Below are 20,651 nucleotides of genomic sequence, written 5' to 3' on the forward strand. Positions count from 1 at the left end.
TAGCGCAAGACGATGGGATAGCGCTCGCGCCCCTCGATCGTTTCCCCGATTGGATCGCCGCCAACGACCGTGGCAATCAGTTGCTGGAGTTGGCCTTGAGTGAATCCATGTAGCCCACCAACCGGCCGTTATCGCTCTTGAGCATCGGCGGGCCTGGGCTGATTGACAGCTCCGCCACCTGGCTCAAGGTCAGTTGCACACCGCCTGGCGCGATCAGCGGCAGATCCTGCAAGGCCTGCAATGAGTCGCGCTGGCCACGGGGGTAGCGCAAGACGATGGGATAGCGCTCGCGCCCCTCGATCGTTTCCCCGATTGGATCGCCGCCAACGACCGTGGCAATCAGTTGCTGGAGTTGGCCTTGAGTGAATCCATAACGCGCAGCGATTTCCGGGCGCACCTGTACATCGACATAGCGCCCGCCGGTGACGCGTTCGGCCAGTGCCGAACTCACGCCGGGCACAGTCTTGGCCACCTGCTCGATCTGCTGGCTCAGGCGCTCGATCTGCTCCACATCTGGTCCGGAGACCTTGATCCCAATCGGGCTTTTGATGCCGGTGGCCAACATATCGATGCGATTGCGAATGGGCGGTACCCATAGATTGGTTAGACCGGGAATCTTGACCGCGGCGTCCAACTCTTGGCGTAGCTTCTGAAGGGTCATGCCCGGGCGCCATTGATCCCGCGGCTTGAAGGTCACGGTGGTCTCAAACATTTCCATAGGTGCCGGATCGGTCGCACTTTCGGCACGGCCGGCCTTGCCGAACACGTGCTCGACCTCCGGTACGGTTTTGATCATCCGTCCTGAGAGCTGAAGCAACTGGCGCGCCTTGTCGGCTGACAGGCCTGGCAACGCAGTGGGCATGTACAGCAGGCTGCCTTCTTCCAAGGGTGGCATGAATTCACTGCCCAACCGGCTAAAGGGGATCAAGGTGAGCACCAGCAGCAGGCCACTGAGCAGCAAGGTGACACCGGGATGTTTGAGGACCCACAACAGAATGGGCCGGTATCCGGCGATCAGGATGCGATTTATGGGGTTCTGTTGTTCCGGCCGGATGTGGCCGCGGATCAGGTAGCCCATCAGCACGGGGATCAAGGTCACCGACAACCCTGCTGCGGCGGCCATCGCGTAGGTCTTGGTGTAGGCCAAGGGCGAGAATAAACGCCCTTCCTGCGCCTGCAGGGCAAAAACCGGCACGAAGGATAGGGTGATGACCAGCAAGCTCGCGAACAGGGCCGGTCCGACCTCGGCCGCCGAGCGGGCCATCAACTGCCAGCGCTCCTCACCCTGGGGTTCCCGACCGTGCTCCTCCCGCCAGTGCTCCAGATGCTTGTGTGCATTTTCGATCATCACCACCGCTGCATCGACCATCGCACCAATGGCGATGGCGATGCCTCCTAACGACAGCAAGTTGGCGGAGATCCCCTGGGCGTGCATCACGATGAAGGCCGCTAGGATACCCAAGGGTAGGGTGATGACGGCCACCAACGCCGAGCGTAGGTGCCACAGGAACAGCAGGCATACCAGCGCTACGACCAGGAACTCTTCACCAAGCTTATGGGTGAGGTTGCGTACCGCATCCTGGATTAGCTCGGAGCGGTCGTACACCGCCACCACTTCCACGCCTTCGGGCAAGCTGGATTGCAACGCCTGCAGTCGCGCTTTGACGTTCCGAATGGCCCCCAAGGCATCCTTGCCGGTCCGCAGGACGATCACGCCGCCGGCCACCTCACCTTGACCATCCGACTCTGCGATACCACGACGGAAGACCGGCCCGCGACTGATCGTGGCCACCTCGCCGAGCAAGACGGGGATGCCGTCGTTGCCGGTTACCGGCACCTGTTCGAACGCCTCCTGTGTGCGCAGGTAGCCTTCGCTACGCACCATCAGTTCGGCTTCGCCTTGTTCGATCACGGAGCCCCCGGTAGCGCCGTTGGCCGCATCCACCGCCTCGATGAGCTCGGCCACCGTCAGTCCACGGGCCGCCAACGCCTGCGGATCCGGCTGGATCTGCCAGGCGCGCACCGCACCGCCCACACTGGCTACTTCAGCCACGTCCGGCACGGTTTTTAGCTCATAACGAAGAAACCAGTCCTGCAACGCACGCAGCTGCCCCACATCACGTTGACCGGTCCGATCCACCAAGGCGTACTGGTAGATCCAGCCCAGCCCTGTCGCATCAGGACCCAGCGCCGGATTCACATTCGGCGGAAGTCGATCGCGCACCTGGCTCAAGTACTCGAGCACTCGAGAGCGAGCCCAGTACAGATCAGTGGCATCGTCAAACAGGATGTAGACGAACGAATCACCGAAGAAGGAGAAGCCGCGTACCGCTTTCACGCCCGGCACGGACAACATCGTGGTGGCCAACGGGTAGGTGACTTGGTCTTCGATGATACGCGGGGTTTGCCCAGCCCATTGCGTGCGGATGATGACTTGGGTATCCGACAGGTCCGGCAGCGCATCCAGCGGCGTGTTCTTTATCGACCAGATGCCGACCACCGCCAGCAGCGCGGCGGCAACCAGCACCAGCACGCGATTGGCGATGCAAGCATGGATCAGGCGCGCGATCATGGCGTGCCCTCCATCGCTTCGGACATGACGGCGCTTGCCTGGCAATCAGCGGCTGCGGCGGAGCCGAACTTGGGTACCAACTGCATATCCATGAACGGTGACTTGCCCGGCTTGTCGAAATGCTTCTCCGGCACCATCGGGTCATACCAGTACTGCACCGGGCAGCGTGGCGGCGTGGAGGTGGAGGTCTCTGGCGCGACAGGCGCAGGCTGTCTGGACGGTGACGGCACGACAGTGCGTGCGTCGTGCCCGGCGTCATGGCGCTCGTGTACACCTGATGCGCTGGCAGGGCTTGTAGGTTGTGCAGCGCCCAGGCGCTCCAACGCACCGGAGAGATTGGCTTCAGAGTCGAGCAGGAACTGACCCGAGACCACCACGCGTTCACCACCGGCCAAGCCTGCCACGATCTGCGTGCGCCCTTGCACGCTACGTCCGGCACTCACCCGCACTGGCCGGAAGCTCCCGTCCGGATCCTGCACGATGACCCGGCTGTCCCGCCCGGTGGCAATCAGCGCCTCCGTGGGAACGACTGGCAAGGCCTGCTCGCATCGGGCTGCACCAGAACCTCGGCGAACATGCCCGGCACCAGCCGACGCTGCGGGTTGCGCAGCACAATTCGCGCCCGCTGCGTGCGACTAGCCATGTCGACCTGGGGAAGCAACGCCTGGATCTGTCCGCCAAAGCGCTCTGCCGGCCATGCATTGACCGTGGCCTGCACTGAGGTCCCCAGCCGCAAGGTGCCCAGCGCTGCCTGGGGCACCGAGGCCTCCAGCCACAGCGTGTCCAGCCCATTGATCTTGAACAGTGGCGTACCGGGTATCACCGTCTGCCCCTCGCGTGCCAGGATCTCGGTCACGACACCACTGTGGTCTGCGCCAAGCACGACGCCACTTCTGGCCGAGGCGCCAGAAGGAACACCCAACGAACGCAACCGTTGTTGCGCGGCACCCTGTAGCTCACGCGCGCTCGCGGACTGAGCTTGGCTCAGGGTATGTGCTTCGGCGATGGCCGCGTTCCATGCCGGGGCCTGCACGGTGGCCAGCGCTTGACCACGACGAACCTCGGTAAACGGCGCCTTTACCTGCACGTGGGTGATCAAGCCTTCCGTGCGCGCACTGACCACGGTTTCCTGGGTCAGATCCCTCGTCAGTGTGCCCGGCACGCGTACAGCAGTCCCTAGTGACTCTACCGTCACTTCCTGAGTGCGTATGCCCACGTTCTGCTGCAGGCGCGGATTGATCTGCGTTCCGCCGCCCATGGCCTCATCTGCGTATTTGGGCAGCAACTTCATATCCATGAACGGAGATTTGCCCGGCTTGTCGAATCGCTGCTCCGGCGCCATGGGGTCGTACCAGTACAACACCTTGCGCGCTTGACCTGCGCCGCTCGTGCCGGTGGGCGGGGTGGAATCAGAGGTTCGAGTCATCCAGGCGTAGCCGCTGGCAAAGCCGAGCGCCAGCAACCCGAGGGCCACGGCGAGCTGTGTGAGACGCGTCTTGGTCGGGGTCATGGCGTGTTCTCCTCATGGGGCAGCAGATAGGCCAGTGCCGCCCAGGCACGGCCCTGTTCGCCCAGCAGACGGGCGTTCTCCAGTTGCAATTCGATCTCATCGCGCCGCGCTTCCAGCCACGGCTGCAGGTCGGCACCGGCGCCGTAGGCGGCCAACGCCGTGCGTGCGCGATCGCGCGCCAAAGGCAGGCTCTGCGTGTTCTGACGCTCCAACTGGCCGGTTAACCCGCGCCATCGCGCCATCGCGCGTTGCACCGACTCGGCTTGGATGCGCCGGGCCTCATCGCGCTCTGCGGACACCGCCTCCAGCTCAGCCCGTCGTGCCACGATGCCTCGTGCTTGGCGGTTCTTCTGGAACAGCGGCAGGCCCACGCCCACTTCCACCATGAGCATGTCGCTGCGCGCCATGCCGTCGAGTGCGCGCTCGCGACGTCCGTAGGTGAGCTCCACACTCCAATCCGGGCGGGTTTCGGCCACGGCCGCATCCACCTGGGCCTGGGCTAAGCTCTGGCGTGCCTCCCAGCCCAGTAGTGGTGTGTGCTGGTCCAGGTTGGCCAGCAGTTGGGTGGGCTCCAATGGCAACTGCGAAAAATCCGGCGCCGTACCACTGGCCAAGATCGCCTCTGGTGCAATACCCAACCACCGCGCCAGGCCGGCCTGCGCCGCGGCGTGCTCCGCATGTACCTGCTCCAGGCGATTGTCCAACTGCAGTAGGACGGCCTGGGCGGCAAGCACGTCACTGGCCCCGGCCGTGCCACCTGCCAAGCGAGCACGCGCCGCACGCTCGGCTATGCGCGCCGGCTCGCGCAAACCTTCCAACGCATCTACGGCTTGCTGCGTACTCCGCAGCTCGATCCAGGCCTGCGCGGCCGCTTGGACCACCATCTGCTGTTCGACCATCGACAGTGAGCGCGCTTGTGCCAGCGTCGCTTGAGCCAGCGCTTGCTCGGCACGTCGTTTCGCACGGGCAGGAAACTCCTGCATCAGCCCGACTTGCTGGGTGGTCATCTCGTCTGCCCGCAGACTGAAGGCATCGGGTCCGCTGACGGGCCAGTTCGCCAGCCCCACGATCAGACGTGGATCGGGCAACGCGCCGGCACGCGCGGCTTCTTCGGTACTTGCATCGATCTGGGATCGGCGCACCTGCAGGGTAGGGGCGTTAGCAAGCGCTTGTTGTAGTGCTTCGGGATAGCTGATCGGGATAGCGGGCGGTGCCGCCACCACAGGACCACTGAGCGCCAGGGCAAACAACACCCCGCACGCCATCCTGCGTCTTGCACGCAGAAAGAAGGACATCTCCATAAGACCTCCGGACAAACGACAACGAGCGTGCTGCAACACAAGCAGCACGAGCACGGGTCAATCCAGGAGGGGCTTAAATCAGCAGGCTACAGAAGCGCTGCAGGGGGGGCGGATCGGACACGCACACCGGAACATCCCGATAGAACGTGCGTGTACCGGTGGCAACAGAGCCTGCACGAGCGCGGAGGCGGCCAGCGCGGGCTGGTAAGGCACTTGAGGGGCCTTCGCATCGGCCGTGGCGATGTGATCGCGCTGGCAATGCTGGTCGCACAACGCCGGAGCATCGGGATCCGGCGCGGACATCTCTTCGCAACCGACCATCAGGGTCGCTTGTCCAGCATCCACCGATTCCAGCGGACAGGCGTAGGCCACCAGCGCCAGTTGTTGCAGCAGCAGCGCCCACAGTCCCAGCCATGCCAGTCGGGCACGAGGACGGGGTCGCCGCCATCGCCTCAGCAGCTTCACCATGACAGCTCCCGCACGCCCGAAGCAGCGCCTGCGGACGCTGGGCAGATCAGGGCAGGGGACGTGCGAGCTCTCATAATTGCCAGTCTAGCCCTCTTGGGGCCGACTGGCATTGATCACGATCAAGCCATCGCGCGGACTCAGCGGTGGCATCCGCCGCAGCAGGGGGATGCGGCCGGGGCGGCTGGCGTGTCGGCCTCAGAAGGGAGCACGGCGGCGATCACATACCGGAATTGACCGAGGAGGAGAAGGATCGGCAGACCCGCGAGGGTTTGGCCGACGTCGACGCTGGACGGACGATCCCGCACTAGGAACTACTGCAATGGGTCAGGCGACTGTCGGAGCCTTCTTGTTGAGGGTTTCCGTTGGGTCAGGAGCGTGGAAACTCTTGAATCCAATATTCAAGAAGGGCACGCGTGCCTGAGCAGTACTTCCGCAATGCCTCTGTCACGCGACTTCTGGTTCGATCAAGCCTAGCTCTGTAATCCACGAACTGTTGACGTCGAGGGGTGTTTCCTCGTTGAATCATGGCGATAGAGCCGATTCGGCTGTTTTTCTCACGAATCCCTGCCGACCCTCAAGTAGAAGCATTTTTCCGTCGTTGACGGTGGTGCCCCTGGTCGGAATCGAACCGACGTGTACGCGCTTATCTGGCGCGTGCTCTCACCGGGGTATAAGGCCGGCCCTCTGACCAACATGAGCAACAGGGGCGTGATCGATCGATGCGATCACGCCGGTATTCGAGGGTCGAGCTGGCTCAGGCGGTTCATGGGGCAAGCATACCGGGGATGGACGCTATGCCGCTATCCCCGGGCGCGGCGGTAGGAGTGGGCCCACGCCGGAGCAGAGATCCGGCCGGTCGCCACCAGCCAGGCCATCCGCAAGGCCTGCGCGTCCACCAACGCATGGTGGCGCCTGGCCCTATGTTCCGGATGGGCTGCGAACCAGTCCTCGACCAGCAGCCCAGGAAGGCCTTCCTTCGACATGCATGTCATGACCGGGGCCGGCCGGGGTCCGCATGCGGCAACCTGGTCATCGGGTAGCTCAAAACCATCCAGTGCATACCGCAGCAGCTGGAGATCGTTCGGGAAATCCGCCATCACCGCCAGCGCGTCGGTCTCGCTGAGGAAGGCGCGCAGCTCGGTAGTCAGGACGGCATCCGGCAGGGCTGCGTCGCCGCGGTCGAGCAGCGGGTAGACGCTCTGACGAACGAAGTCGGTGGGAGCCTCGGGCAGGCTGGCTCGCTCAGCGTAGAAAAGGCGGTCTCCACCTTCGTTCACCAGCGCCAGACTCACCAGCTCGCTGCCCGTTACATCGGCCCACTCGGTGTCCAAGAAGTAGTACGTGGTGGCCATGATTGAATGGTGCCACAGCTTCCCGGGGGGCCGAGCCTGGAAGTGCGGCCGAGGGTAGAATTCAGCGATCCATCAATCGGTTAGCGAAGATCTGGCCGTGCTCGTAACGATTCCCTGCCAGCCCTCGTCTTAGCCTGGTCCAGGTGGTAGACAAAACCGCCTTCGGGCAGGGCACGCAGATGCGCCAGGGTCGCTGCCGCCACCTCGCTGCGACGGCGACCGCCAGTGGAAAAGCCGAAGTAGAGCAGGGCGCGATCGCGCAGGCCTGCCAAGCCGGGGCCGCAGGTGGCCAGCAGCGCATGCAGCTCGAGCCGTGTGATCGCTGCCTTTTTGCGTGGGCGCTCCCCACGCTTATGCGCAGTCCGGCGGGCGCTGACCAGCAGCTGGCGCACCTCGACGCTGTCGAGGGGATTGGCCAAGTGCTGCAGCTGATGGACCTTGCTCAGCACCGAGACGCGGTGGGTGAGGGTGGCCAACCGCCACGGGCCAGGGCGGCTCTTCAACTTGGCCGCCACCAGCGCCTGGTCCAGCGCGGCCGGCAACTCCCAGCGCACACCCTCGGCGGTGTCGCGCGCCACGTGGTCGACGATGAATTGCACCACGGTTGCCGACGGCAGCGGCAGGCGTAGCGGCTGAGCGTAGCGGCCTTGGTACCAGCCGGCCCAGTAGCGCAGGGCGGTACGGTAACTGCGGGTGGTATTGGCGCTGTGCGCCGCCGCCAGGATCTGGTCAGCGGCGGTAGCGGCCTGCGCCGACAGCCGGGCCGGATCGGGCAGGGCGACACTCCGATCAACGGTAATGGAAGTGATGTTTTTCATATGTACTATGTACCTCTCACTACACGCTGGCGTCGATACATCCGATAATTCTACATTATCGGATGTACCGCTCGGATTCGTTCTTTTTCGCAGCTGGAGACATGTTTATGGCCCGGGGCCTCACTGAGCTGGACGTCCATCAGGCCGCCGACGACCTCATCGCCGGAGGCGATCGCCCCACGGTGGAACGCATCCGCGCCCACCTGGGCACCGGTTCACCCAATACCGTGACCCGTCACTTGGACAGCTGGTGGGCCAGCGTCGGCGCACGCCTGCGGCAGCGCGCCCGCGAGCAGGGCCGCCCGGACGTGCCGACGGAGGTGGACGCGTTGGCGCAGCGCTGCTGGGCCGCCGCCCTAGAGGCCGCCGCCGACCACGCGCAGGCCTTGGTGGTTGGCGAACGCGCCGATTTGCACGCGGCGCAGGCCGCCGTGGCCAGCCAGCAGGACGTGCTGGCGCATGAGCGCACCCAAGCGCTGGAGCGGCTGACTCAAGCCCAGCACGAGGCCCGTACGGCTGAGACCAGCGCCGCCGCCCTGCGCGAACAGTTGCGCCAGCTGCACGACGAGCGCGACGACCTGCGCCGCCAACGCGACGGCACTTCCACGCGCAACGAACTCCTGGAGGAACAGGTGGCCGCGCTGCGCGCCGAGCTGGCGCAGAAGGCCGACCAGCACACCGCCGAGCGCGATGAGCTGCTGGCGCATCTCCGCGCCACCGAAGACCGCGCACTGACCGAGGTGGACCGGGCACGCCAGGCGCTGCAGCAGCTCCAGCACAGCGTCACCGCGCAATCCCTTCAGCACCAGCGTGAGCTCAGCAACCTAAGCGCGGCCCGCCAGCAGGCTGAACAGACCACCGCCCAGGCACTGCGCGACCGGGACATCCAGAGCGCGCTGGCAAGCGCCTATGCCAGCCAGCTTGAGCGCTTGGGCGATCTGCCCGAGCAAGTGCGCGCTGCACTCACACCGCCGGCAGCGCCCGCGCGAACCAAGGCAAAACCGGTCCGCAAGGCGCGCTCGGGGTAGGCCGATGACCGGTGCGATTAGCTAGGCCAGCCCGATCATCCGCAAGCGGGGCAGGGTGCAGTCCTGCCCCGGATCCCACTCGCCGCAATAGACCCGTGAGGTACCTGATCCATGATGAGCAACGCCCAGGTGAACAGGATCCCCAGCGTCGAATTGCAGCTCTTCAAATGGATCACGCTGGTCGATGCCGTCGAGACTCCCGACTGCGTTGAGCTGGAGGGCGGCGCCCGGATCTGGATCAAGTAGGCATGCCATTCGCTGGCCGGCTTTGGCGATGATGTGCCAATACTCACGTTGAGCATTCAGCTCATCCCCTGCGTTAGAGGTCGCCGCTGGTCTACCGAATTTATCGAGATGTGCAGTAGCTTGATCCCGTGGCCGGCCTTATTTCTTCGAGCCGGCGCAAAATCAAAGCTATCGCCCTGCCCCATACGCAGAGGATCCATCCAGCTGCAGCGGCCAACGCTAACGCATCATCGCCAGAGGTGGCGGGGTCAAAACTTGAGCGTTTCACCATCTTCAGGAATCAAGACGCTGCCTTGGAGCGAATTTTCGATAACGTACTGCCGCAGGTCGGCGCGGGAGACAGTCGCGTGGTTCACGGCATCCATATGCACGGACACAATCTTCGCATTAGGGGCGAGCGTGTGCGCCCTAAGTGTATCCCCAGAACTCATGATGATCCCCGTATCAAAACCCGTGATGCGAGCATCGCCAGTGTTGAGGACGATAACATCCGGTTTATAGCGATTGATCGTATCCTGTACTTCATTCGTCCAGACGGTATCAGCAGCAAGGTAGATCGTTGGTGAACCAGCCTTTTCAAAGACCAAACCCATAACACTGCCAAGTCTCTTCGCCAGCGACTCAATCGCGTACATTGAATCCGAGCCGTGCTGAGTCACAGTGCGGGAGATAGCCACTCCGCCAAAAATTTCGCGCGGACGCAGGATCCGGACGTCTTTGAAACCCTTATCCCTCAGCAGCTTAGCGTCAACTTCGTTTTGGACGAATACGGGCATCTGCTTCGGAATCAGCGACTCAGCGGCGGGATCCCAATGATCCAAGTGGGTATGTGTCACAAGCACCGCATCCACTCCCTTGAGCACCTGACCGGTGTCGAAGGGAAGTTCGACGGTCGGGTTGCGCAATTCATTGCGATACGTTTCCGGGAAGCCTGGATAGGCGCCTTTAGAGGCCAGCATAGGGTCCACCAGCAATACGGTTTCGCCATACGTAATCTTAGCCGTGGCATTGCGTATCTGCTGGAACGACGTCGTCGCGCCCGAGACGCCTGCAGCATCTGCGTTGCTCTGGAGGCCTAGCGCCGAAAGCGTGCCAAGTGTAAGGGACAGCATTTTCATATGTCTTCTCTAATTGGAGTGATCGCGCTCCTCAGTCAGACGTTTCACCTCGGCCTTCAACCGACGCACCTCGGCTGAGTCCTTGGGCGTGGGCAACATCGACCCCTCTGGTGTGCCCGCCAAGGCCTCGCTCTTGGCCTTGCGGAGCCATTGGTAAAGGCTGTGGGATGAGACCCCCAGCCGCTTGGCAACCTCGGCTACAGCAAAGCCCCTTTGGGTAACCTGCTTGACCGCTTCGGCATTGAACTCATCCGTGTACTGCTTGCTCGCCATAGACACCTCTCTGGCTTCCATTGCTTATGGCTCTGAGATGTCTACGAAATCTTGGCCGGTCCAATGAGAACCTTTGTGCCCATGATAATTGGTCGCAGTTGATGAAAGCAGAAAAAAGGCTCAGGCGGCTAAACGGCCCTCACGAGAGCCATCCGTTACGCCGTCAGATGAGACGTACGTCTGGCTACTTTTTGCGTTTTATGGTTCTGCATCGGCCTTTCGCTGCCTTCTGCTTCCTACCCCCTGTCACCACATGCCTTGTAATCCACTGGGCAGCAGACGGTTCCGCGCTGAAGGTCCTAATGATCCTTTCAACTACAGTTGAATACCCCACCGTCGCACCTCTGAGCAGGTTGGTCCAGAACCGAGCAATGAGAAAAGACAGCACGCCACTCATAAGGACGGAGCCAAAGAACCAGAAATGACTAATGGGCGAGGTAACCTTCAGCCCCTTGGTAAACATATACGTCGCAAACATGCCTGCACCGGAATGCGCCAGCATTATCAACGACGTCGGCGAAGTGCGAACCCTGAAGACAACCGAGGTGGAAAGCGTTTCTACAGCCGACAGAAGAATCAGTAAAAGGCTTGCCGTTAATGCGGGGCACAGAAGCTGGCAACCAGACTGCTGCGTGTAAAGAAGGAATGGAGCCGCCAACAAGACCAGTGCCTCAAGGCACACGCTGGGATATCTCCTCAGGAACTGCCCCCAACTTCTTCGGGCTAATGCAAACATGTCCTGAATAAGGCTAGCCACCGTCATTGCGGCCATGCTGGATAGCGTGATACAGGCTGGGATCCAGAGCATCCTCTCCTCCGGTCCCGGCGCGAAAGGCTCCATAGCCACCACGCCCCAGGTGGCCATCGCAAGGAACGACACGATAGGCCATACAGCTTGGCTTACTTTTCGCATAGAGCTGCTACATCCGACGTGCAGGCTCTTCTTGGCGAGCCCGAAACGATCATCTCGGCCCCCAATCGATAGCCAAAGCGTGGCAGCGTATGTATCAACCTCTCGTCGAACCCCCCATCAACGCTTCGTCTGAGGGCGGACATATGAGATCGGAGCAGGTCCCGATCTGGCGGATCGTCCCCCCATAAAGCGTGCTCCAGCTCTTGGCGACTCACAGCCGAAGGGCTCGCCCGCATCAGAACTTGTAGCAACTTTCGGGATCCAGGGTAGAGCCGCAGCTGCCTTCCTTCCCTGGTCGCTATCAACGTTGCCAGATCGAGAGTAAGGCCACCGACTGTCAGCCGTCTGGTGGCCGGACGCCCTTGGGCGCGGTTCACTATCGCCTGAAGCCGGACTTCCAATTCCGGGATGTCAAATGGCTTGGTTACATAGTCATCCGCCCCAGAACGGAAGGCACGAATTTTATCGGACAGCTCCCGCCTCTCAGTAAGCATCAGAACTGGTACCGATACACCATGCTCAGACCGCAGCTTGCTGATCAGATCAGGGCCTTCGATACGCGGCAACGTCCAATCCAAGACGACTGCGTCATAGGTATTAGACACTGCAAGGTGCAGCCCTGTGACGCCGTCTCCCGCAGCATCGAGCTGATGCCCCCTGCACTCGAAATACTCGAAAATCGCCTTGGCAACCCGGAGATCACGGTCAATGACAAGAAGGCGCATGTCAGGACTGACGGTAGCCGAGAAGCCGAAGGGCATTGAACACCACCAGCAACGTCGAGCCCTCGTGCACGGCTACGGCGGGACCAATGCCAAGACCCATGATTGTGGCTGGAACGAGCAGTGCGACAACGCCAAGGCTGACATAGACGTTCTGACGGATCACCCCTCGGGTGCGACGACTGAGCTCCACAGCGAAGGCAACCTGTTTCAGGTCCTCGGACATGAGGGCAACATCAGCAGTCTCCAGCGCGACATCGGAAGAGGCCGCTCCCATCGCAATACCCACACTTGCACTGGCCATTGCAGGTGCGTCATTTACGCCGTCGCCCACCATCGCCACCCGCTCCGTCTCTTTTAATTGACGGATCGCCTTTACCTTATCGTCGGGCATGAGATTGCCCCATGCCTCGTCCAAACCGACGTCCCTTGCTACAGCTTGGGCAACAGTCTGATGGTCACCGGAGATCATGATCATCCGCTGGATGCCCAAGCTCCGTAACTTTTCCAATGCCTCACGTGCCTCTGGGCGCGGCGTGTCCATCAGCCCGATGATGCCCAGGTCCCGGTCGCCCAGGCGAACCGCCATGGTCGTTCTCCCAGCTTCGCGCAGTACATCGATAGCAGACTGCGCGTCAGTGGTGAGAGCTCCAATGCTACCGTTACCGAACATCTCTGCTTTTCCGATCCAGGCGCTGATGCCGTTCACTTTTGCCTGAACGCCGCTCCCCGCAAAGTTCGTAAGATCCGTCGCGCCCGTCACCTGGATGTCGCCCAGTCGAGCGCTCCCGTCGCGAACGATGGCTGCAGCTAACGGGTGGTCACTGAGGGCCTCTACGGCCACCGCAATTTGGAGCAACTCTTTCTCCGTTGCCCCCTGCATGACCTTGATATCGGTGATGCGCGGCTTGCCTTGGGTGAGCGTTCCGGTCTTGTCAAACGCGATGGCGCGGATCATTCCTAACTCTTCGAGCGGCGCTCCACCTTTGATGAGTACACCACCACGTGCGGCTCTTGCGATCCCCGCCAGAACAGCACTTGGCGTGGCTATGGCCAGTGCGCAGGGGCTCGCTGCTACCAAAACTGCCATAGCACGATAGAAGCTGTCACGGAATGGCTCATCAACCACAACCCAGGAGAAGAGAAGGAGTGCAGCCAGAATCAATACCGCAGGAACGAACACTCTCTCGAACTTGTCCGTAAAGCGCTGCGTGGGCGACTTCCTCGTCTCAGCCTCACTTACCATCTTGACGACGCGAGCGAGGGCGGATTCCCCTGATCTACGCGTGACTTCAACCTCCAAGGCGCCAGAGCCATTGATAGTGCCGGCGAAAACACGTGACTCCATTGCCACCGAATCAGACCGAACCCGTGCCAGGGCAGGGTCACTGACTGCCAGCTTATCGACCGGGATGCTTTCCCCGGTGACAGGGGCTTGGTCAACGCTGCTAGCCCCTTTGATAACGAATCCGTCCGCCGGCATCCGGTCATTGGGACGTACGACCACGACGTCTCCAGGTATCAAGGCTTCAACCCGGACTTCAACCACCCGTCCATCCCTCAGTACCTTGGCGGTCTCAGGGGCAAGCTTGGCGAGAGCTTCGATCGCACGCTTCGCCCGGCCCATCGCGTAATGTTCAAGGGCGTGACCGAGACTGAAGAGGAACAGAAGCAAAGCGCCTTCGGCCCATGCGCCGAGCGCGGCTGCGCCTGCCGCTGCAACCAGCATCAGCGTATCGATCTCAAAGCGCTTTAGCTTGATATTCCCGATCGCCTCGCCAAGCGTGAACCAGCCGCCAAAGACGTAGGCTGCTACGTAAAACGCTGTGGGAATCCAGGGCGTTTGGGTCAACCCAAGCTTTTCAATCGCAAATCCCACGATCAGGAGCAGGCCGCAAGCAAGTGAGAAGATCAGCTCACTATTGCCACCCAGGAGGCCCCCGTGGGAATGACCGGGGTCCTGTCCGTCCTTGTGATCGTGTCCTTCGCGCTGATCCTTCAAATCTCCCCTCGGACTCGGTGGCTCTTGCGCTACACCCAGCGCGTCAAGCTTCGCTCTCAGCTCCGCCTCGCCTGTCTTGGCTCTCTCGTACTCGATACTTATGCCGCCAGCTGGGCTGGTGGTGGCTTCAATGACGCCTGGTACGGCCTGCACTTGCGCCGCAATTGTCCTTGCCTTTCGTGCGTGAACGGCCGAACCAAGCTCCAAGAAAAGGTGGCCATACCGATCACCCAACTCAACGCCCATGGATGCCGCCACCTCTCGCACTCGCTGAAGCGAGACGATCTCGGGGTTGTAATGAATGCAGAGCATTCCGAGAGCTCCCTCGCCACCCTCGCACGCGTGCACGCGCGATACTCCGTTCATTTCCTCAAGGCCATCGACCAGCCTCTGCACGCAGCTGTCGTCGCGAGCGACGCCTGGGAGTAGTAGCGGCAGTTCGATTTCTGTGGTCAGGTTCATGTGTTCCCTCCAACGTCATAAGAATGGATCGGGAAGTCCGGCAGGCAGATGCGCTGCCGGACCCAAACATTCCATCAATCAGTGGGCAGTTTCCGGTTGCCCTTTGGGATCTGGCTTGGACAAACGGCCCGCAAATGTCGGCAGCACAAGCAGTGTGAGCACTGTGGCGGTCAACAGGCCGCCAATGACCACCGTCGCGAGAGGCTTCTGCACCTCAGCGCCAGACCCACTGGCAATGGCCATAGGAATGAAGCCGACGATCGCCACCAGCGCGGTGGTCACGACAGCGCGAATTCGGCTGCCGGCGCCGTTCATTGCCGCGATCAGTGGACTGTCACCAGCATCAAGCCTCTCTCTGATGGCTTGCATGAGCACCAATCCGTTCAGCGTCGCAACACCCGATACAGCGATGAATCCGACAGCGGCCGATACCGAGAACGGCATACCACGCACCAGCAATGCGAGAATTCCGCCAACTAGGGCAAGCGGGACGCAGGTGAACACCAAACCCGCCTCCTTTGCACTGCCCAATGCCATGAACAGGAGGCTGCCGATCAGCAGGAAGACAATCGGAACAACTGTCATGAGTCGCTTTTCAGCCCGCTGCAAGTTCTCGAACTGACCGCCCCACGTCATGTGCGCGCCCGGTGGAAGCTGTACGTCCTTCACCGCCGCCTGGGCCTCTCCCACAAACCCGCCCAAGTCACGACCGCGAACATTTGCCTGCACCACGACACGGCGGCTTCCGTTGTTTCGACTGATCTGGTTCGGCCCCTCGCTGATCTCGATGCGTGCGACAGAGGAGAGCGGGACGATGCCCCCAGTAGGCGTTGCAATCGGCAGCGATGCGAGCTGATCGGGGTCATTGCGTGCGTCGTCGCTGAGGCGAACAACAACATCGAACCGGCGGTCACCCTCGAAGATCTTGCCTGCCGCGGCGCCGCCAATACCGGTTGAAAGCGCGTCGCTTACGTCCGCCGCCGTGAGGCCATACTGCGCAGCTGCAAGATGATCGATCGCCACATTGAGGGTGGGTAGGCCGGAAATCTGCTCAACACGGACATCTGCCGAGCCCTGAACGTTTCTTAGCTTCAGCGCGATCTGGTCGGCAACAGCTTGCAGTTGCTCGAAGTTGTCGCCGTAGATCATGACGGCCAAGTCCGTACGTACACCTGAGATCAGCTCATTGAAGCGCAGCTCGATGGGCTGGCTGAATTCAAAGCTGTTGCCTATCTGCGAGGCGGCGATCTTTTCAAACCTCGCAATCAGATCCTCCTTGCTCAGGGAAGAGTCTGGCCACTCCTTTCTTGGCTTAAGTACGATCACACTGTCGGAGATGTTGGTCGGCATGGGGTCGATAGCTGCTTCTGCGGTACCGGTCCGCGAGAAGACCGTCACGACCTCTGGTTCAGCAGCAATAGCCTTCTCCAGCGCCAACTGCATAGCCAACGATTGCTCAAGCGACGTCGATGGCACACGCAATGCCTGCATGGCGAGGTTTCCCTCATCAAGGGTTGGCATGAACTCTCGACCCAGCATCGTAAAGCCGACCACGCCCATCCCGAGCATCAAAAGGGCGCTAGCGAACACTGCCTTGGGCCTACGAATCGCCGCTTGGATCGCCGGTTCAATACGGCCGCGCAGGACGCGGATGATTGCTGTCTCATGTTCTTCGTCCTGGTCGCCCTCGTGTCCCTCCTTATTCGCATGGAGCTTGGGTTCCCTGACCAGCAGGGCAGCCATCGCCGGTACGAAGGTAAAGGAGAAGATGAACGCGCCAACGAGGGCGAGCATGAAGGTGGCGGCCATCGGGTGGAAGGTCTTGCCTTCCACACCTTCCAACGTAAGGATCGGTGCGAAGACCAACAGGATGATCACCTGGCCGAACGCTGCAGGACGCGCCATCTTCCTCGCCGAGTCGGCGGCCACACGCAGTCGCTCCATTGCATTGAGGGGTCGGCCAAGTTCGGCACGCCTCTTCCCAAGCATCAGCAGGGTGGACTCGATCACAATTACCGCGCCATCTACAAGGATGCCGAAGTCCAGCGCTCCCAAGCTCATCAGGTTGCCGCTGATACCGAACTTGTTCATGCCGATAACAGCGAACAGGAACGACAGCGGAATAACCAAGGCGGTGATGGCTGCCGCACGCAGGTTGCCTAGCAGCAGGAACAGCACAACGACGACCAGCAGGGCACCTTCGGTTAGGTTCTTGGCGACAGTCTTGACAGTGGAGTTAACCAGCACACTACGGTCCAGCACTGGCTCTGCGAAGATCTCGGCGGGTAGGGATTCATTGACCTGTGCCAGACGCTCAGCAGCAGCTTGAGCGACGGTGCGGCTGTTGCCGCCAGCGATCATGAGTGCCGTGCCCAGTACTGCCTCATGACCGTTTCGGCTAGCTGCACCAAGCCGTGGGGCGCGCCCCATCCCGACCTCGGCAACATCGGCCACCCGGATCACCACGCCGTCCTTGGTGGCAACCGGCGACTGAGCCAGGTCGTCGGTCGTCAGGGCAAGGCCGTCGGCCCGAACGACCAGTCCTTCGCCCGCACGCTGGACGAAACCGGCACCAGCCTGGACGTTGGAGCGTTCCAGAGCTTGGACCAAATCGGCCAGACCCAGGTTGTATGCCGCCAGTCGAGCGCTGTCGGGGTAGATGCCGTATTCCTTGACGTAGCCACCTACGGTATCAACACCGGCCAGGCCGGGGCTGGAGCGCATCTGTGGTGCGATGATCCAGTCCTGGACAGTACGCAGGTACGTTGCGCGCTCCTGGGCGGTTCCAAGTCGATCGCCCTCTGGTGTCAGGTAAACCTCACCTTCTTGCCAGCCAGCCTGGCCGGGCTTGGCTAGCTTCTTGGGGTCAAATGGCTTGAAGTCCACCGTCCACATGAGAACCTCGCCCAGCCCGGTTGTAACCGGGGAGAGCATGGGGGACACGCCCTCGGGCAGATCTCCGGCAGCCTCCCGCATCCGCTCTGCCACCTGCTGGCGGGCGAAATAGATGTCGGTCTGATCAGTAAAGATCGCCGTGACCTGAGAGAAGCCATTGCGTGACAGGGAACGAGTGGTGTTCAGACCCGGGATTCCGGCCAAGGCCGTTTCCAGAGGATAGGTAACCTGGCGCTCAATCTGCTCCGGAGTAAGGGCAGGTGCGATGGTATTGATCTGAACTTGGCGGTTGGTGATATCTGGTACAGCATCGACTGGCAGCTTGCTCAGTTGGAACAAGCCAAAGCAGGCAATCAATGCAGCCAGAAACACCACGAGCCAGCGGAACTTGACCGCTGCTTCAATGATGATCTTGAACATGGTGTATGAGTTCCCTTAGTGGCCGTGCTCGGCTTCACCCTTGGCCAGTTCGGCCTTGAGCAGGAAGGCATTGGCGCCTACGAGGCGCTCACTACCCGTCAGGCCGCTAAGGATTTCGATTCGATTACCTGCACGACGGCCAGCGAGTACCGGCGTTGCCTTGAAACCACCCTCGACGGCAACGAAGACAACACTTCTGCCATCAACGCTTTGGACCGCATCTGCCGGCACGCTCATGCCTCCGGCGGCGCCATCGGCGATGATGACGGCCGAAACGGGGGAGCCGGCCGGTGGCAACTTCTCCGAAATTGGTTTGGCGCGAATGGTCGCAGTGCCGCCCTGCTGCATCACATTCGCAGCGGCGGCAATGACCTCAGCTTCGAAGCTTCCGCCCGGGCCAGTCACTTCCAGCTTCATTCCGGGCACCGCGAGAGTGGCCAGTGCTGGCGGTGCAGTGAATACGAGTTCATTCATGTCGGGATTGGAAACCTCCGCAACAAGCGTCCCAGCTGAGACGACGCCACCGGGCGTCACTTGGACGTTGCCAACCAAGCCAGCGACAGGACTCGAGATGGTCACCCGGCCGGAACTGTCCGGAGACCCGCTGGCCGCAACCTGCGCACGTGCAGCACTAGCGGCAGCATCCGCGGCCAAAGATCGCGCACGCGACGCCTCCAGCTCCTGGCGTGCCACTACGCCTTGCTCGACAAGGGATTTATCGCGGCCGTAGGCCAGGCGGATGGCTTCGGCCTCCGCCGCTGCGGCAGTAGCGGCGGCCTTGAACGTCGCGGCTTCTCCACTGACAACGATCACCAGGGGCTGGTTGCTCTTGACGGCCGTACCAGGTGCAACAAGCACGCGTTCAACGCGGCCGGTGACCGTTGATGCGATCGCAGCACGCCCCCCGATGGCCGGCTCGACGCGCCCAGCTAGGCGGGTCGATGCGCCACCGCCGCGCCCGACAGCCACCACGCCGATGCCAGAAGCCTTGATCTGGTCAGGGGTCAGCTTGACTACACCTTCCTCGGCCTCCTCTTCGCCGTGATCGCCATCGCCATCACCCTCACTGTGCGCCTCGGCGGAGCCCGGCTTAGCGTCAGCTGTGTGATCGTCGTGACCGTCATCCTTGCCAGCCGGCTTCTCTGCCTGGGCACCACTGGATTTAGCATCCTCCTGGGCACCGTCACTGCATGCGGTCAGCCCGCCGGTCATCAGCAAGGTAGCCAACAGCGTCGCTCCGATGAGCGTTTTGTTTCCGTACTTGTTCATTTTGCCTCCACAAACGGTGCGCGCCCTTCAAGGCGGGCGAGGTCGATTTCTGCTGCCACCCGGCTAAGACGGGCATCCACAGCACTGCCACGAGCAGCGATCAGGGTTGATCGCGTGCTACGCAGCTCCAATTGCGATATACGACCTGCCTCGAATCCGATGCGGGCCAGCCGATAGGCTTCGTCTGCAGCTTGTACGCTCTCATCTGCGGCCCGTGCGCGGCTGTTGGATGCTTTGAGACTCGCAACTGCCCCCAAGCGGGCTGCTTCACTGTCACTCTTCTGAGCAACCAGAACCGCTTCGGCAGCACGTTGTTCCGCGTAGGCGGCCTGGATCGCACCGCGGTTACGGTCAAATAGGGGGATCGAAAGGCTGATGCCCACGTTGTAGGCCTGGTCGCCTGCTTGGCGGAAGCGCGTCTGAGCCACGGACGCACTCAATTGTGGCAAGGCACGCTTGCGCTCGACATCTATAAGGCGACCGGAGGCCTCCGCTTCAGCCTGTGCAATGCGAACGGCAAGCGGGGGTGCCTCAATAGCGACTGGGTGAGAGGGCACGCGGTCAAGCAGGCTTTCACCGATGTCGGTCAGGGGACTGTCCACCAAGGACACCCCGGCCAGGCGCGCAAGCGCCGCATCCCGGTAGGCCTCGGCCTCATCCAGGCTTGCCTTCGCATTGGCGACCTCGCTCCGTGCCTGCACACCGCGCAGGTTGGGCTCACGGCCCTCGCTGACCATCGCAGCCACGGCCTTAGCGTCCTGTTCAATCAACGCCAATGCTTCGCTGGCCAGTTCATAACGGCGCAACGCAGCCTCTGCTTCGGCATATGTTGCCGCCAAGCGCCCGGCTGCGTCACTGCGCATCAGATCACCCCGTAAGCCTGCCGCGCCTGCCTCCGCACGCGCGGCGCGCACTCGGGCCCCTCGTTGACCCCAGATCTCCAATGGCTGGGAAAGCGTGACAATGCTGTCAGCGTTGGAAAAGCCTTTATAGGGTCCCGTGCCGTATGCATTTTCCGCTTCGATGGAGACCGTTGGATTGGGTAGTGCCCGAGCCTGTTGTACCCGCGCCTCGGCGGCCTCAGCCAGCGCGACGCCCTGGACGGTCGCAGGCATCTGGTCCAAGCGAGAAAGCAACGATTCGTAAGATGGTGCAGTTTGAGCAGCCACATGTCCGGTTGGCACCAACGCCAACAGAATAGCCACAGCCAACCCGGTCGCTGAAAGCGACCGGCCTGTCAAAATCGACATAAAAACTCCCGTAAATTATCTGAGCGAATGAC

The 20,651-nt window shown here is 61.8% G+C and carries 15 protein-coding genes, 1 tRNA gene and 1 pseudogene; 2 read left to right on the forward strand and 15 right to left on the reverse strand.

The genetic code is table 11. From position 1 onward, the window contains the following. Positions 1-76: 76 nt before the first annotated feature. From H4O11_RS04385 to H4O11_RS04415, 8 genes are all read right to left on the reverse strand, one after another. Entirely contained in the window at positions 77-2,572 is a 2,496-nt protein-coding gene (locus tag H4O11_RS04385; protein WP_425505992.1) for an efflux RND transporter permease subunit, read from the reverse strand. After that, the gene (locus tag H4O11_RS19525; protein WP_421115963.1) at positions 2,569-3,108 is read right to left on the reverse strand and encodes a heavy metal-binding domain-containing protein; all 540 of its coding nucleotides are present in this window, start codon (positions 3,106-3,108) and stop codon (positions 2,569-2,571) included. Before H4O11_RS19525 ends, H4O11_RS04385 begins: the two co-directional genes overlap by 4 nt. Next, complete coding sequence (locus H4O11_RS04390; protein WP_224096873.1) at positions 3,081-4,082, reverse strand: heavy metal-binding domain-containing protein; 1,002 nt, start codon at positions 4,080-4,082, stop codon at positions 3,081-3,083. Before H4O11_RS04390 ends, H4O11_RS19525 begins: the two co-directional genes overlap by 28 nt. Next, complete coding sequence (locus H4O11_RS04395; protein ID WP_224096874.1) at positions 4,079-5,437, reverse strand: TolC family protein; 1,359 nt, start codon at positions 5,435-5,437, stop codon at positions 4,079-4,081. The genes H4O11_RS04390 and H4O11_RS04395 overlap by 4 nt, the downstream gene beginning before the upstream one ends. 24 nt (positions 5,438-5,461) lie before the next feature. Continuing rightward, on the reverse strand, positions 5,462-5,851 hold the full coding sequence (locus H4O11_RS04400; protein ID WP_224096875.1) for a hypothetical protein: 390 nt from the start codon (positions 5,849-5,851) through the stop codon (positions 5,462-5,464). 605 nt (positions 5,852-6,456) lie between these two features. Further along, a tRNA-Ile gene (locus H4O11_RS04405) sits at positions 6,457-6,559 on the reverse strand. A 92-nt stretch (positions 6,560-6,651) separates the two neighbouring features. Further along, positions 6,652-7,203 carry a 3'-5' exoribonuclease gene (locus H4O11_RS04410; RefSeq protein ID WP_074058992.1) on the reverse strand — a complete coding sequence of 184 codons (552 nt, stop codon included), beginning with the start codon at positions 7,201-7,203 and terminating at the stop codon, positions 6,652-6,654. Positions 7,204-7,283: 80 nt separating this feature from the next. Beyond that, on the reverse strand, positions 7,284-8,021 hold the full coding sequence (locus H4O11_RS04415; protein ID WP_182338190.1) for a site-specific integrase: 738 nt from the start codon (positions 8,019-8,021) through the stop codon (positions 7,284-7,286). Between the two features lie 101 nt (positions 8,022-8,122). On the opposite strand from H4O11_RS04415, the gene H4O11_RS04420 reads away from it, so the two are divergent. Both H4O11_RS04420 and H4O11_RS19435 read left to right on the forward strand, forming a co-directional pair. After that, entirely contained in the window at positions 8,123-9,049 is a 927-nt protein-coding gene (locus H4O11_RS04420; protein ID WP_182338191.1) for a DNA-binding protein, read from the forward strand. 114 nt (positions 9,050-9,163) lie between these two features. After that, the gene (locus H4O11_RS19435; RefSeq protein ID WP_269801247.1) at positions 9,164-9,295 is read left to right on the forward strand and encodes a hypothetical protein; all 132 of its coding nucleotides are present in this window, start codon (positions 9,164-9,166) and stop codon (positions 9,293-9,295) included. Between the two features lie 248 nt (positions 9,296-9,543). Here the strand turns inward: H4O11_RS19435 and H4O11_RS04425 are convergent, their stop codons facing one another. The 7 genes and pseudogenes from H4O11_RS04425 to H4O11_RS04455 form a co-directional block, all read right to left on the reverse strand. Then, the gene (locus H4O11_RS04425; RefSeq protein ID WP_232767548.1) at positions 9,544-10,413 is read right to left on the reverse strand and encodes an MBL fold metallo-hydrolase; all 870 of its coding nucleotides are present in this window, start codon (positions 10,411-10,413) and stop codon (positions 9,544-9,546) included. 21 nt (positions 10,414-10,434) lie between these two features. After that, positions 10,435-10,686: pseudogene (locus tag H4O11_RS04430) on the reverse strand (transposase); the annotation flags it as partial. Between the two features lie 900 nt (positions 10,687-11,586). Continuing rightward, positions 11,587-12,324 carry a response regulator transcription factor gene (locus H4O11_RS04435; protein WP_080341495.1) on the reverse strand — a complete coding sequence of 246 codons (738 nt, stop codon included), beginning with the start codon at positions 12,322-12,324 and terminating at the stop codon, positions 11,587-11,589. Position 12,325: 1 nt separating this feature from the next. Beyond that, positions 12,326-14,785, reverse strand: coding sequence for a heavy metal translocating P-type ATPase (locus H4O11_RS04440; protein WP_102789636.1), 2,460 nt, complete (start codon positions 14,783-14,785; stop codon positions 12,326-12,328). A gap of 78 nt (positions 14,786-14,863) precedes the next feature. Continuing rightward, entirely contained in the window at positions 14,864-18,100 is a 3,237-nt protein-coding gene (locus tag H4O11_RS04445; RefSeq protein WP_182338192.1) for an efflux RND transporter permease subunit, read from the reverse strand. Between the two features lie 15 nt (positions 18,101-18,115). After that, positions 18,116-19,369 carry an efflux RND transporter periplasmic adaptor subunit gene (locus H4O11_RS04450; RefSeq protein ID WP_182338193.1) on the reverse strand — a complete coding sequence of 418 codons (1,254 nt, stop codon included), beginning with the start codon at positions 19,367-19,369 and terminating at the stop codon, positions 18,116-18,118. Beyond that, the gene (locus tag H4O11_RS04455) at positions 19,366-20,619 is read right to left on the reverse strand and encodes a TolC family protein (protein ID WP_182338194.1); all 1,254 of its coding nucleotides are present in this window, start codon (positions 20,617-20,619) and stop codon (positions 19,366-19,368) included. Before H4O11_RS04455 ends, H4O11_RS04450 begins: the two co-directional genes overlap by 4 nt. Between the last annotated feature and the right edge of the window lie 32 nt (positions 20,620-20,651).

Source organism: Stenotrophomonas tumulicola, from assembly GCF_014117215.1.
Classification (GTDB): Bacteria; Pseudomonadota; Gammaproteobacteria; order Xanthomonadales; family Xanthomonadaceae; genus Stenotrophomonas; species Stenotrophomonas tumulicola.

What these genes read in the sequence shown, in the direction of transcription:
- H4O11_RS04450 (WP_182338193.1), bottom strand. Translation starts at nt 19,369, where the DNA reads ATGAACAAGTACGGAAACAAAACGCTCATCGGAGCGACGCTGTTGGCT.
- H4O11_RS04400 (WP_224096875.1), bottom strand. Translation starts at nt 5,851, where the DNA reads ATGGTGAAGCTGCTGAGGCGATGGCGGCGACCCCGTCCTCGTGCCCGA.
- H4O11_RS04415 (WP_182338190.1), bottom strand. Translation starts at nt 8,021, where the DNA reads ATGAAAAACATCACTTCCATTACCGTTGATCGGAGTGTCGCCCTGCCC.
- H4O11_RS04455 (WP_182338194.1), bottom strand. Translation starts at nt 20,619, where the DNA reads ATGTCGATTTTGACAGGCCGGTCGCTTTCAGCGACCGGGTTGGCTGTG.
- H4O11_RS04440 (WP_102789636.1), bottom strand. Translation starts at nt 14,785, where the DNA reads ATGAACCTGACCACAGAAATCGAACTGCCGCTACTACTCCCAGGCGTC.
- H4O11_RS04445 (WP_182338192.1), bottom strand. Translation starts at nt 18,100, where the DNA reads ATGTTCAAGATCATCATTGAAGCAGCGGTCAAGTTCCGCTGGCTCGTG.
- H4O11_RS04410 (WP_074058992.1), bottom strand. Translation starts at nt 7,203, where the DNA reads ATGGCCACCACGTACTACTTCTTGGACACCGAGTGGGCCGATGTAACG.
- H4O11_RS04425 (WP_232767548.1), bottom strand. Translation starts at nt 10,413, where the DNA reads ATGAAAATGCTGTCCCTTACACTTGGCACGCTTTCGGCGCTAGGCCTC.
- H4O11_RS19435 (WP_269801247.1), top strand. Translation starts at nt 9,164, where the DNA reads ATGAGCAACGCCCAGGTGAACAGGATCCCCAGCGTCGAATTGCAGCTC.
- H4O11_RS04385 (WP_425505992.1), bottom strand. Translation starts at nt 2,572, where the DNA reads ATGATCGCGCGCCTGATCCATGCTTGCATCGCCAATCGCGTGCTGGTG.
- H4O11_RS04435 (WP_080341495.1), bottom strand. Translation starts at nt 12,324, where the DNA reads ATGCGCCTTCTTGTCATTGACCGTGATCTCCGGGTTGCCAAGGCGATT.
- H4O11_RS04390 (WP_224096873.1), bottom strand. Translation starts at nt 4,082, where the DNA reads ATGACCCCGACCAAGACGCGTCTCACACAGCTCGCCGTGGCCCTCGGG.
- H4O11_RS04420 (WP_182338191.1), top strand. Translation starts at nt 8,123, where the DNA reads ATGTTTATGGCCCGGGGCCTCACTGAGCTGGACGTCCATCAGGCCGCC.